Below are 13,220 nucleotides of genomic sequence, written 5' to 3'. Positions count from 1 at the left end.
GTAGAAGCGACAGTGACTATAAATCGTTTTACCAAAAGAAATATCAAGAAGTAACCAAGCATCAACATAAGAGAGCCCTCGTCTTAACCGCAAGAAAATTAGTACGATTGGTTTTTTCGCTACTAAAAACCAATCAATTATATATTGCACCTGAAAGGAGAGAGTTTTAAAGTAAGACTCACCTTTCATTATTGGATATTCTCACATCCATTTTTTTACAAATGTCGTGAGGTTTCTTTAGTGTATTCTTTTTTAGGGTTAAGAGGTTAAGGGGTTAGAATAATTTCCAATTCTTTATGATTTTGTTCTTGACTATTTACCACTGTGCTCAGTATATCTTTTTTATATATTACCATGTATTCCCTGCGAAAAACTTACCTTTTTTAAGTTTTCCAAAAGAAATCAAATAAAAATTGCTACCTTTTGCTAATAAAAATACAGAGCTGAATTAGATAGCAGGAAACTATTAAAAAGCGGGGGTATTTGAACGGGGTTTATAAAGCCGCCGATACGGGAATGAAAAATTAACATCAGACAGTTTTTACATAATGAAAAGAAAATAAGGAGGAGTTAGTATGGCAGTTTTTGCAAAAGATGCATTGAAACACAGACATATTCTTATTACAGGCGCGACAGGAGGTATCGGCTGGAAAACTGCAAAAGTGCTTGCAGGCATGGGAGCGAAATTAACGATTACCGGCCGCAATACGGAAAAACTGAACCAGCTGAAAGTCGAATTATATGAAATTACCAATGCAACAAACCTCTGTGCAGTGGCTGCTGATTTAAGCAGTGAAGAAGATCGTAAGAAATTAATCGAGACGGCAGAAGAGAAGCTGGGATTTATATCAGGCCTTGTGAATGTTGCCGGCATATCTGGCGGATCAACCGTCGATCAGTTAGACGTAGAAGATGTAAAAAAAATGATGGAGGTAAATTATTTCGCCACATTTAGTCTGACACAGGCCATTTATCAAAAAATGATCGAACAGGGAAAAGGCAGTATTGTCAATGTCTCTTCATTATCCGGCTTAAGGGGAACACATGGCAACAGCGCCTATGCAGCGAGCAAATTCGCCATGATCGGCTGGACTCAGTCAATGGCAGTGGAAGCCATTCAGCATAAAGTGCGGGTGAATGCCGTCTGCCCAGGATATGTAAATACAGAAATGGCGAGAAACGGTTTTGAAAAGAAGGCAGAAAGACATCATATTTCTTTTGAGGAAGCAAAGCAGAATTCATTGGACACGATTCCGTCCGGCCGATTGACAGAACCTGTGGAAGTCGCGAACAGCATCGCCTTTTTACTGACAGACGCAGCGAAGAACATAGTCGGGGAGTCATTAAAAATCTCCGGTGGGAATGTGATGAGGTAATTTATATGAGAAGCATCGAATGCGGATTTTGAGCATTGGATGCTTTTTTATTGTTTGATCATCAGAAAGATTGAAATTCCGTAAGTTATGAGGAATAACAGGCGTTTAATCATCAGAAACTGGAGAATTTCTCAATTTGTGAAGAATAATTGGGGGTTACTCATCAGAAAGCCGAGAATTTCTCATTTTGTGAAGAATAAAAGACGTTTCATCATCAGAAAGCCGAGAATCCCTTAATTTGTGAAGAATAAAAGACACTTAATTATCAAAGTCCAGAGAATTCCTCAATTGTGAAGAACATAATTACTCCCCACCAGCTGATTAATTCCTGCCTATGATGATAAAATGCTGTGTCCTTCTGCTGTTAACACTTCTTTCGCTTTTTTTAACGCATGGCTTTTTACCATAAGAAAATCCGTATTATAGGTGGAAAGGGCAAAAATGCTAATATGATTCTCAGCAAGAGGGTTTGCGAGTGATGCAAGAATTCCCGTCAAACTGAAATCAAGGACACCTTCAATTTTTATACAGCTCCATTCATGTTCGGCTGCCGAAATGTCAGCTTCTGCTGGTATATTTTCTGTCGGGCAGACAATGGATAATTCCTCATCTGTTTTCGTGATCGAGACAAATTCATCGCTAACCGCCCATGAAGGGATCGCTTCTGCCGGATCTAATTTAATAACTGAAAAAGCGGATGGCAAGATCTTTAACTGCATCAATAATCTACTCCTTTATACTTTCATCTCAAAAATATGTCCTGCTATATTAAGGATCCTGAAAACCATATATAGCAACAAAACTAAAACCACCTAAATAAATAACCATTAAAGCATTCAATGAAAGGAGAGCTATTCTCTCCAATCCTTTTACACTGAAGCAGGCACTGATTACTCCTAACACACCCGCAAACAGTGGTATAAACAGACTAATTTCATAAAGATACTCCACAAAAGCAATATTCCAGTTCTGAAATATGGCCATAAACATGAAGAGTGAGAACAAGAAACAAATCACAGATACTCCGGAAAAAAATCTCCTCACAATATTCACACCTTTTATTTGGTTATTTTTCCCTTTTTATTATATGGCATTTGTACCTATCTGGCAACAGTTGCTCTTTCTTAAAAAAATGTTTACTCACTTGGCTATTAGGATACTTGTACAATAGACAATCGTTAAAGGAGAGGAAAAGTATGAATGATTTAGGACATAGTTTTAGAGAAATGCTGAACCAGGTAGTTCACGCCATACCAAATGTCATCCAAGCACTATTATTACTAATTCTTGCATGGATTGTGGCGGTAGTTGCGAAGAATATTATTGAAAAATTACTGGTAAAGCTTGGCGCTCACAAGGCGATGAGCAGAACGAAATTAATAAAAGATGAGGCAAAAGCAAAGAGTTTTCTTGAATCAATTGCGAAATTTGTCTATTTGCTTGTGTTTATTCTGTTCCTGCCAGCCATATTAGATGCACTGAATATGGATTCTGTTTCCGGACCAATTTCCAACATGATGAACAAATTGCTTGGATTTATTCCAAATATTATCGCGGCAGCTGTCATTTTAATTATCGGCTATGTGATTGCGAAACTGATTAGGGAATTATCCGAACGTTTTCTCGTTACGGTAAATGTCGACAGATGGTTTAATAAAGTTAAACCAGCATCATCCACACCACATGCTGCACCGACTAAATTATCCAGCATACTTGCCAATGTATTATTCATTGTTATTTTAATACCTGTAATCACGATGGCACTGGAAGCATTAGCGATTGAATCGATTTCCAATCCGATTACACAAGTACTGAATAATGTACTGCAAATGATTCCGAATATCTTTATCGCCATTGTACTAATTATTGCCGGTTACTATATTGGCAGAATCGTTGGCCATCTGTTGTCAGGACTGCTTGAAGGAACTGGAATCAATCAGGTTCTCGAAACATTTGGCGTTGAATATGCTAGAAATAAACTGCCGTTTAATTTGTCAAAAACAATCGGTATGATTGTGCAAGTGTTAATTATTTTATTCTTTGTTGTTGAGGCATTACATGTATTACAGCTTGACGTGTTAAATATGATCGGCGGGGCAATTATTACTTATATCCCGTATCTGGTAAGCGGACTGCTTATTTTAGGTGGAGGAATGCTGCTTGCTAATTTCCTGGAAGGTTTTATCAAAAAATATACAAATAGCAGCCTGTCGGCAACTATTATCAAATATGTAGTGATCGTCTTTGCTGTATTTATGACACTTGATCAGCTGCATTTTGCTACATCCATTGTCAATATTGCGTTTATCTTAATTCTGGGCGGCTTGATGGTTGCATTTGCAATTGCCTTCGGTATTGGCGGCCGAGATTTTGCCCGAAGCCAGCTTGCTAAAGCAGAAAAGCAAATGAGAAAAGATCAGCACAACCCAACAATTGATAAACCGGAAGATTTCCAATAATATGAGATAAAACAGCATCTTTTCATAAGGTGCTGTTTTTGATTGGAAAAAGCCTGCAAAGGAAGGTAGAGAAAATGGATATCGAAAAGATTATTTTTGTCAGTCCTTTAAATAAGGAGATAAAAGTTTTACTGAAGCATTACAAGTTGAAAAAAGAATTCCGCTTCTTATCAGAAGATGAGCTCCGTAATGAGGACCTTGTGTGGGCAGATGCATTGGCAACCTTTCAAACGAAAGCAGATTATGATTACAGTAAATTGAAATGGGTACATTCACTTGGTGCTGGTGTAGACAATTTCACCTATCAAAAGGAATGGTCTGATAGCGTCATGTTAACAAGAACCATTACCTCATTCGGAGAAAGAATCAGTGAATATTGCCTCAGCTATATATTGAAAGATCTGCAATTGCACCAGCAATTCCAGTCTCAAAAATCGATTAGACAATGGAAACCAGTCACTCCAAAAATGCTGAAAGAGGTACGTGTTGTCGTTTATGGAACGGGAGAAATCGGCCAGACATTGGCAAGAGCTTTATCCGTTTTTGGTGTAAAGGTCTATGGGGTTTCACTTAGCGGTAAACAGAAGGAATATTTTCATAAGGTTCTTTCAATAGCAAGACATACGGAAGCCTTACAAGAAGCGGATTATGTTATAAATACATTGCCATTAACGACAAAAACGGAAGGAATGTTTAATGAGGCGATTTTCCATCATTTATCTAATACGGGCTTTATCAATGTTGGCAGGGGAGAATCGGTTCATGAAAAAGATTTGCTGAACGCACTGGAATGCAAGCAAGTGAGATTTGCTGTACTGGATGTTTTTCAGACAGAACCATTACCGGAAGATCATCCTTTTTGGCAGCATACAGACATTCAGCTGACACCGCATATCTCGGCGGTTACTACAGCGAAAGAGGCAGTCGAGTGCTTTGTCGGAACACTGGAATCGCTGGAACAGAACAAACCGCTCCGAAACAAAGTGGATGGGACAAAAGGCTATTAATAGGAGGAACAATGCAGCTTGCATTCGGCCGATTATTTGGTAATGTAGAGGAATACAGGTATTTTTCAAAATTGCTGGAGGTAAAGGAATGTATACGAAAAATGATATAAAAAATGGTATAAAAAGCATGGGGATTAAACCAACGGATACGTTACTCATCCATTCATCCATGAAATCTTTAGGTGCGGTGGATGGTGGTGCAGATACGGTTATTGATGCATTGATGGAATATATGAAAGATGGCCTGTTAATTTTGCCGACACATACATGGGCACAAATGAGTGAACAACATTCGATTTTTGATCCATTAACAGAACGTGCGTGTGTCGGTATTTTACCAAATCTTTTTATGAAACGGCCAGGAGTTCTAAGGTCATTGCACCCGACACATTCTGTCGCTGCGATCGGAAAAGGGGCAGAGGAATACATTGCTGGGGAGGAGAATTGGGATACACCATGTCCGAGAGAAGGGTGCTGGGGCAAGCTGTATGACAGAAAGGCAAAGATTTTGTTTATCGGTGTCCGGATGGATCGCAATACGTTTATACATAGTGTCGAAGAGTGGATGGATGTTCCCAATCGCTTAACAGCAAAAAGAGTCGGCTTACAAGTGAAAACACCTGAAGGCAATCTGATCGACCGTCCTGTTTATCGTCATTACAGCGCGGTCGGAAGTACATCAGACTGTTATCTTAAATTGGAAGCACCTTTTCTGGAAAAAGGCTGTATTAAAGAAGGGAAGATCGGCGATGCCCGCTGCTTTATTGGTGATGCTGTCAAAATGGCTGATCTGACGATGGACTTTTTGAAAAGGGATCTTGATTTATTCAGTGATAAGGAAGCAGTGCCTGTGGAGTGGTACCGCTAGAGGTCAGGAAAGAAAAGACAGGCGGATTTTCCCGCCTGTTCTGTTTACGATACTGACTTTATTCACTCTTTAATTTTTTCAGCGGCTTTTTAGCAGGTCCGTGAATAACGTCACCTGTATAGTGGAACCGCGAACCGTGGCAAGGACAGTCCCATGATTTCTCGGCATCATTCCAGTGAGTCTCACAACCCATATGCGTACATGTCGTATCTACTGCATGCACCTGGCCATTTTTATCTCTGTAAGCGCCCGCCCGATCTCCGTTAATTTTAACAACAGATCCTTCTCCTGCCTTTAGTTCATCTACGGTTTTGTCCGGATTTTCGAGCTTACCGCTGACAAGTTCTTTAGCAACAGTTGCATTGTCTTTCAAAAATTCTGCAGCATCTTTTCCTTTCAGTTTTGTTCTAGTTGGATCAAAAACAGATGCATATCGGTTCTCATGACCGAGAATCTGATCTGTCAGCAGTATACCGGCAAGGGCACCTGTTGTCATGCCCCATTTATGAAAACCTGTAGCCACAAGAATATTTTCTTTACCAGAAATCATTTTTCCGATATAGGGCACTTCGTCAAGTGTTGTCATGTCCTGGGAACTCCAGCGGTAAGGGATACTTTCTAATCCAAAGTATTTTTCACCGAATTCCGCAAGATTTTCGTAATGTTTCATTGTATGGCTCTCGCTCATTCCAACTCTGTGCCCGTCCCCGCCAAGGAGCAAAATTGGTTCCCCGTTTATGTCCACCGCAGAGCGGATCGACCGCTTCGGCTGATCGGCACTGATATACATCCCCTCCGGAATGAATGCAGCTTTTGCACCAATTACATAGGAACGATTAAAATTCATCCTGGCAAAATAGGTGCCATCTGCAGCGTTAAATGGGAAATGTGTGGCGACAATCGCATAATTAGCCGATATCACTGCACCATTTTCCGTCCTTACCACCGGATTTTTGTGATCAGTGAATTCTGTTGCCATTGTATGCTCGTAAATTTTTCCGCCGTTCTTTTCGATTTCGGTAATGAGGGGTGCAAGAAACTTTACCGGGTGAAATTGTGCCTGATTGCGCATCACTGCAGCGAGCTTTGGTTTAATCGGAAAAGATGCTTCCACTTCTGCCGTCCCGCCGTCGATGCCGATGGAATGGTATGCTTCCAGTTCTTTCTCAAGCAGTTTTTTGGCAGAGTCGCTTTCAGCGTAGATATAGGCATCTTTTTCAGCAAAATCACAGTCAATATTTAATTCTGTAATAGTTTTTCGGAAAAAATTCAATGCTTCCATATTTGCCTCATAATAAAGTTTTGCGGTTTCTTTATCAAATGTTTTCATGATCTTTGAATATATTATGCCATGCTGGGCGGTCACTTTTGCTGTCGTATAGCCTGTCACACCTTCAAGCAGTCGGTGCTGTTCGATGACGGTTACTTTTTTGCCAGCTTTTGTTAGCATGTATGCCGAAATAATCCCAGCGATCCCGCCGCCAATAATGAGTATGTCTGCCGTATCATCTTGTTTCAAGGCAGGATACTGTTTAACATTCCTGTTCTCCTGCCAGAGGGAATGATGCTCCGGAATGGTGAAGTCTGTCATGATGTTCCTCCTTTTTCCTCTTTTGTATTTCATTACCCTTTGCAGCGGCTAATTAACCATATCAGCGGTTTGTTCATATTTTTATTGGTGAGACAGGTGAGATAACTAATATCGTACATCCTGTTGGGCTTGTAGGAGCATGGTCACTGTTTGGCGGATAGTATAAGTAAGAGCCGGGGCCATATGAGACACCCATGTCTTCATATATTCCATCGATTACGAATACTTCTTCACCTTCAGGGTGACGGTGTCGTGGATATCCTTTACCCTGTGCAAAGCGGAGCAATGCCCGTACTTCACCAGGTTCAAAACGTAATATTGCCATTTCAACCCCCTCATCAACTGCTTTCCAATCCAAAGATTCAGGATACATACAATTAACCTTATTCATGTAGTCCACTCCTTTGTTACCTGGTACTAATAATTGGTATTATATTATATATTCTACTTAATCTTATATTTTCCTGCTGGTAAATCCGGTTGTTTTATCCGAGAAGAAGAAGCTTTATGAAAAAACCCAATTTGTGAATACTTTACAGCAAGATTTACTAATTGCTGTTAGTAAGAAATATGATAAAATGAAATCGCTTTCACAAATGGTTAGGAGGTGACTTTTTTTCCTGATAAATCTTAGAAATCATGAGGAAAACGGATGAATTGGAAAAAGTTAATTATTATTTTATTAGTGCTCACATTTTTTCTTCCACCATATTACTGAGTGGGGTGGAGACAGCACATGCTGCAGAAGTTGACTCGATACCGAATAGTTCAAGAACGATAAAGGAGTATGACAAAAGTTTTCTGTCTGTAACAGGATATGCCTCTCTCGGAGTAAATGATCGCAGTCAATATATAGGAACCGATTATTACCGAAAAGTGAAGACAGGCAAAGAATTTTTACAGGCGGTATTAGATGCAGGAGAGGGAAATGTGAAAGTTATCGAGGTGGCTAAAGATTTAGACTTGGGATGGAAAGCGTTAAACTTGGATGAAGATGAACAAAAGAAATATCGCTTTATCAGACAATACAGGGATCCGATGAACGGTTTTACTAATCCGAATTTAGCTGAATCCGGCGTGTCCCAATTAGATATAAACAATGTGAATGGGCTGACTGTTTTTTCAAAAAAAGGGAAGACAATTAAGCATGCAGAAATTAACCTGCAGCGTTCAACCAATGATATGGTGATAAGAAATTTGAAATTCGATGGTATGTGGCAGTGGGATGATACCGGAAAACATAAGGAAGCAGGCTGGTCTTTTATTAAAGTAAACGGGGCAAATAATGTCTGGATCGACCATTGTACATTTTCGATAGCGGCAGATGGATTAATTGACACAGAGAATGGCGGTTCGAATATTACGATTTCCTGGTCTGAATTTGGCTTGCCGGCTGAAGAGAATCCGTCTAAGAATAGTGATATTTATCAATCGATTCAATATATGGAGGAAAAATATGCAGCGAACGAATTGGATGAAGATAGTGTGTATTATAAAATGCGCAATGACGGTGCAACGAAAGAGCAGATCATGGCATATGCTGCCTACCACAGTAAAGTGCATTTAACTGGATCAGGTGACAAAGATTATGTAGATTATGTGAACAGCAGTGGAATGAATTATAAGGATGGCAACCAGAGAATCCGGTTAACACTTGCATATAACCGTTATACAAATATTGGACAGAGGGTGCCAATGATACGCCAGGGTACAGGACATGCTTACAACCTTTATCTTGACAACTCTTCGCACGAGGATATATTGGAAAACGTCAGTGCGATTGCGGAGCATGGGACAGATACGCTTTCCCGTGCACTGAACGCGAGAAACGGTGCGAGCATTGCAGCAGATACTTCTGTGTTTATCGATATCAATGAACCAATCATTGGTGCGGAAATTCAGGGCATGGATACAAAAAACATGGATCAGCAGTGGGCAGAGCTATTCCAGCATGCGTATAACAGGAATCTGATTGTGAATTCCTATATTTCCAACAAGTATGGAACCTATGCAGGAAGCAGCTGGGATAATAATGGGGAGAACCTTTTTACAAGAGGATTTACATGGCATGACAAGTCAACGATCGGGAATTGGGCATGGTCTTCCCATATTGTCGGAAGTGAGAACATGGATAAAATGAATCCACCATCAGATCCATTCACTTTCCAATATAATGAGGAGGAAGAATTACCTTATGCGTACGCTGTCCTCCCATTAGACAGTGTTGTCTCAACTCTTTCCAGACATGCTGGGGCTAATAAAGTAAATATGAGTCCGATAAGCTGGTTAAATACAGACAGCAGTCCGAGGAAAAAGAGGTAAGTCTGTATGAAGTGATTTGGAATGTACGTTCGTCATTGTTGTGATATAATGAGAGAGGATAATGTTCTTATAGGGCAGGTCGGCTAATCCCCTTTTGAAAGGGGGTGATGCCTTTGAGTATGTATGAAAGCTTTGTCGTGTTGTTTTCGTTTGGCACGTTCATTCTTTCTTTGCTCGCTTTGATCATCACTTTGATCAATAGAAAATAGACCTCCCTATTACCCTCTAAGTGATTAGGTGAGGTCTATCCCGAAATGATAGCCGATCCTAGCTTTAGGAACCGCTTATCCAGCCCCGCAGTTGCTGCTGCGGGGTATTTAGTGTATGTTTGCTTACACATATTATAGCATATGGTGTGATAAATTGTGAAGAATGAAAAGCGCACATTTTCACAAAGGGAAGATATCGCTACATCACTCCAGTACCAGTTCTTTAGGAGCTTCCCCTTTTTTATTCATTAAGCGAATCTCCACAGGCTCGATTTCCAGGACAATAAAATCTGGATCGTCCGGGCTGTCAAACCAGTTTTTCATATAGGAATTCCATAATTCTTCCTTTAGATCCTTGGAATCATTTATGGTTACTTTTCCTTGATACTCGACATACTCATCCCCAAAACCATCACCTTCATAGCCAAGTAAAATATGCGTATAAGGATTTTTCTGAATTTCATCTACTTTGTGTGTTTCACTGCTTGTCGCTGTATAGAGTGTAAGTCCATCATTGCTGTACATCATATATCTGGAATGGGGGCGGTCCTGCTGAATTGTCGCCATTGTCCCAAGTGAACAGTTTTCCAGAATATTCTCAATCGATTTACGTATTTCCTGATTGTTCATCATATCCACTCCTTTCATATATGTTCATTATTCCACGTGCTGGTAAAATTAAACGCACATGCAATGTAATTCGATAATCCAGATAATCGGATAAATTGTAAAAAAATAATCTAATTTCTCTAAATATTTACCATAATTTGACGATATATAACATAAAGGTCTATTGTTATTTAAAAATAATGTAGTCTTTTAGTATTGATTGAACAGTCAGGTGGGATGTTTAGTGAGTAACGTTTTATTAGCAAAACAACCGATTTTAAGCGGGGACCAAACGATATATGGATATGAATTGTTGTACCGCAGTCAAGCAGCATTTGACAAATTTAATGGCGACTTAGCAACAGTGGAAGTTATGATAAATGCATTCTTAAATATTGGAATTGACCAGCTGGCAGGGTCAAATCCTGTATTCATTAATTTTACCGAAAACTTGATTCACCATGATGTAATCTCACGATTTGCACCTTCAGACATTGTCATAGAATTATTAGAAGATATTCCGTTAACCGAGGAGTTGAAGAAAAGAATCTGCTCACTATCAAGTGATGGCTATCGCATCGCACTTGATGACGTTACTCCCGAGCTTTTCCGGGAATGGCATGAAGCGGAGATGATTAAATACTTAACATTTATAAAAATTGATTTCCTTTCAACATCAGACAAAGAGGAAAGAAAAATGATTGCGGAAATGGTGCGGGCGCATTACCCACATGTATTATTATTAGCAGAGAAAGTCGAAACAATAGAGGAATTTCAGGAAGCACGTCATTCAGGTTATCATCTATTTCAAGGTTATTTTTTCATGAAGCCAAAAGTGATGGAAACGTTTGAGATACCTTCGTATTACTTAACATATGTGCAGTTGATCCAGCAAATCGAGCACCGTGATTTTGATTTACAGAAGATAGCGAAAATAATTCAGAATGATTTATCATTGTCATACAAACTGCTGAAATTGATCAATTCGCCTGCATACAGAAGGAACAACCGAATCAACTCCATTGAACGTGCCGTAGTTTTACTGGGTCAAACAGAAATAAAAAAATGGCTGTATGTTCTTGCTTTGCGCGATTCGATGCAACACTCACAAATGCAGGGTATTGATGCACTTGTTAAAAGCTCTTATTACAGGGCGAAAATGTGTGAAAACCTTGCAGAAGTTATCGCTCCGCAATTGTCTCAGGAGGCGTTTTTAATCGGTTATTTTTCACAATTGCCGGTTATTTTGCGCCAGCCGTTGGAACGATTGATTGAAGCCTTATCATTAGATGAGCTAATTGAGACAGCTCTGAAAGGAAAGCCAAGTCTTTTGACAGACATTTATCAGCTGGCTGTCGCCTATGAGCGTGTGAACTGGATGAAGATCGATCAATTAACAGATAAATTATCGCTCAACAATGAAAAGGTGTATGACGCTTACCATGAAGCAAATGCCTGGTTACTTGAGTTGTTCCGGTAATCTTTTGTACAGCATAATTCCATCCGAATCGGTTAATATAATATAGCCGCAATTGATTGATATATGCAGGCAAATGGAGGGAATAACATGGTGAAAGATTCCTATGCACCAAGAGAAAGAAAGAACGGAACACCAAAAAGACCTGATGAGCAAAGAAGAGGCAAAGGAAAGTCAAACGCACGTAATACAGATAACTAAAATGTACTCTCACAGGTGCCTTGTTACAAGGTGCCTTTTTCTATGGTAACGAACAGCTATACTGAATATGTTCTTTTTGTTAAAATATACTCCTAGACAACCCTTGAGGAAGTGATCACATGACATTAAAACAGCTCAAATATGTAATAGAAGTTGCGAGGAACCGCTCGATCAGTAAAGCGGCACAGAATTTGTTTATCAGTCAGCCGAGTTTGTCGAATGCAATAAAAGAGCTCGAAAAAGAAATGGGGATTATTATTTTTTCGAGGACAAACAAAGGAATAGTCATAACACCGGAAGGTTCGGAATTTCTGGGATACGCCAGACAGGTACTCGAGCAGGCAGAGCTGCTGGAAAATCAGTATGCCCACAAAAATTCCCAGCACCATTTTGCCGTGTCTTCCCAGCATTATGCTTTTGCTGTCAGTGCTTTTGTACGCTTGTTAAAAGATTATAACAGTAATGAATATGAATTTACGCTAAGGGAAACAAAAACGTATGAAATTATTGATGATGTAACGAATTTACGCAGTGAAATTGGCATATTATATGTAAATGAATTCAATGAAAAAGTAATTCACAAGTTTCTACGTGAGGGGAATCTCCAGTTTCATCAGCTGTTTGAAGCAAAACCGCATGTGTTCATCAGTTCAGGCAACCCGCTCGCAGAAAAAGAATATGTGACTTTAACTGATTTGGAAAAATATCCTTATTTATCCTATGAACAGGGAGAATATAATTCGTTTTATTTCTCTGAAGAAATTCTTAGCACATTGACACGGCCGAAAAATATACATGTTACTGATCGTGCGACATTATTTAATCTGCTGATTGGTCTGAACGGCTATACAATCTCTACTGGAGTGATTAGTAAAGAACTGAACGGGGAAAATATCATATCAGTGCCATTAAAAGTAGACGAACGGATCAGAGTCGGCTATATTACCCACAAATATGTGACCCAAAGTCCAATGGCAGCCATCTATATTCAGTACTTAAAAGAAACGATTGCCGATGAATTGCTCCAGGTATAGATTAAAACTATAGCAGACAATAGATTATTAGCATTACCTTATACACTTTTCTTCATGCTACACTAAT

Annotated in this window: 13 protein-coding genes and 1 pseudogene; 9 read left to right on the top strand and 5 right to left on the bottom strand. The window is 39.5% G+C overall.

Annotated elements, in window-relative coordinates; genetic code table 11:
• Both BMW36_RS20140 and BMW36_RS02995 read left to right on the top strand, forming a co-directional pair.
• Nucleotides 1–170: pseudogene (locus BMW36_RS20140) on the top strand (IS110 family RNA-guided transposase); the annotation flags it as partial.
• A gap of 405 nt (nucleotides 171–575) precedes the next feature.
• Nucleotides 576–1,376 carry an SDR family NAD(P)-dependent oxidoreductase gene (locus BMW36_RS02995; protein ID WP_089738806.1) on the top strand — a complete coding sequence of 267 codons (801 nt, stop codon included), beginning with the start codon at nucleotides 576–578 and terminating at the stop codon, nucleotides 1,374–1,376.
• A gap of 332 nt (nucleotides 1,377–1,708) precedes the next feature.
• Here BMW36_RS02995 and BMW36_RS02990 read toward each other — a convergent pair whose 3' ends face one another.
• Complete coding sequence (locus BMW36_RS02990) at nucleotides 1,709–2,095, bottom strand: ACT domain-containing protein (protein WP_089738803.1); 387 nt, start codon at nucleotides 2,093–2,095, stop codon at nucleotides 1,709–1,711.
• 49 nt (nucleotides 2,096–2,144) lie between these two features.
• Complete coding sequence (locus BMW36_RS02985; RefSeq protein ID WP_139180279.1) at nucleotides 2,145–2,420, bottom strand: hypothetical protein; 276 nt, start codon at nucleotides 2,418–2,420, stop codon at nucleotides 2,145–2,147.
• A gap of 152 nt (nucleotides 2,421–2,572) precedes the next feature.
• Between BMW36_RS02985 and BMW36_RS02975 the strand changes: the two genes are divergently transcribed.
• From BMW36_RS02975 to BMW36_RS02965, 3 genes are all read left to right on the top strand, one after another.
• Nucleotides 2,573–3,835 (top strand): mechanosensitive ion channel, encoded by a 1,263-nt coding sequence (locus tag BMW36_RS02975; protein ID WP_089738797.1) that lies wholly within the window; start codon nucleotides 2,573–2,575, stop codon nucleotides 3,833–3,835.
• A 74-nt stretch (nucleotides 3,836–3,909) separates the two neighbouring features.
• Nucleotides 3,910–4,842, top strand: a complete 933-nt coding sequence (locus tag BMW36_RS02970; RefSeq protein WP_089738796.1) for a D-2-hydroxyacid dehydrogenase — start codon at nucleotides 3,910–3,912, stop codon at nucleotides 4,840–4,842.
• Between the two features lie 88 nt (nucleotides 4,843–4,930).
• Nucleotides 4,931–5,710: an AAC(3) family N-acetyltransferase gene (locus BMW36_RS02965; protein ID WP_089738794.1), complete on the top strand. Its 780-nt coding sequence runs from the start codon at nucleotides 4,931–4,933 to the stop codon at nucleotides 5,708–5,710.
• A 58-nt stretch (nucleotides 5,711–5,768) separates the two neighbouring features.
• On the opposite strand, the gene BMW36_RS02960 is transcribed toward BMW36_RS02965, so the two are convergent.
• Nucleotides 5,769–7,301: an FAD-dependent oxidoreductase gene (locus tag BMW36_RS02960; protein WP_089738792.1), complete on the bottom strand. Its 1,533-nt coding sequence runs from the start codon at nucleotides 7,299–7,301 to the stop codon at nucleotides 5,769–5,771.
• 73 nt (nucleotides 7,302–7,374) lie between these two features.
• Nucleotides 7,375–7,692: a cupin domain-containing protein gene (locus BMW36_RS02955; RefSeq protein WP_089738790.1), complete on the bottom strand. Its 318-nt coding sequence runs from the start codon at nucleotides 7,690–7,692 to the stop codon at nucleotides 7,375–7,377.
• Nucleotides 7,693–7,958: 266 nt separating this feature from the next.
• Between BMW36_RS02955 and BMW36_RS02950 the strand changes: the two genes are divergently transcribed.
• Together BMW36_RS02950 and BMW36_RS20135 are read left to right on the top strand one after the other, a co-directional pair.
• Nucleotides 7,959–9,623 carry a pectate lyase family protein gene (locus BMW36_RS02950; RefSeq protein ID WP_245711558.1) on the top strand — a complete coding sequence of 555 codons (1,665 nt, stop codon included), beginning with the start codon at nucleotides 7,959–7,961 and terminating at the stop codon, nucleotides 9,621–9,623.
• A gap of 107 nt (nucleotides 9,624–9,730) precedes the next feature.
• Entirely contained in the window at nucleotides 9,731–9,832 is a 102-nt protein-coding gene (locus BMW36_RS20135; protein WP_342707245.1) for a putative holin-like toxin, read from the top strand.
• Nucleotides 9,833–10,036: 204 nt separating this feature from the next.
• Here the strand turns inward: BMW36_RS20135 and BMW36_RS02945 are convergent, their stop codons facing one another.
• Nucleotides 10,037–10,465, bottom strand: a complete 429-nt coding sequence (locus BMW36_RS02945) for a pyridoxamine 5'-phosphate oxidase family protein (protein WP_342707244.1) — start codon at nucleotides 10,463–10,465, stop codon at nucleotides 10,037–10,039.
• Between the two features lie 220 nt (nucleotides 10,466–10,685).
• On the opposite strand from BMW36_RS02945, the gene BMW36_RS02940 reads away from it, so the two are divergent.
• Together BMW36_RS02940 and BMW36_RS02935 are read left to right on the top strand one after the other, a co-directional pair.
• A complete protein-coding gene (locus tag BMW36_RS02940) occupies nucleotides 10,686–11,921 on the top strand; it encodes an EAL and HDOD domain-containing protein (RefSeq protein ID WP_089738783.1) in 1,236 nt (411 codons plus the stop codon).
• 317 nt (nucleotides 11,922–12,238) lie between these two features.
• On the top strand, nucleotides 12,239–13,153 hold the full coding sequence (locus BMW36_RS02935; protein WP_089738782.1) for a LysR family transcriptional regulator: 915 nt from the start codon (nucleotides 12,239–12,241) through the stop codon (nucleotides 13,151–13,153).
• Nucleotides 13,154–13,220 lie beyond the last annotated feature (67 nt).

The organism is Gracilibacillus ureilyticus (assembly GCF_900111195.1).
Taxonomy (GTDB): Bacteria; Bacillota; Bacilli; order Bacillales; family Amphibacillaceae; genus Gracilibacillus; species Gracilibacillus ureilyticus.
This window is presented reverse-complemented; position numbering and strand designations above follow the sequence as displayed.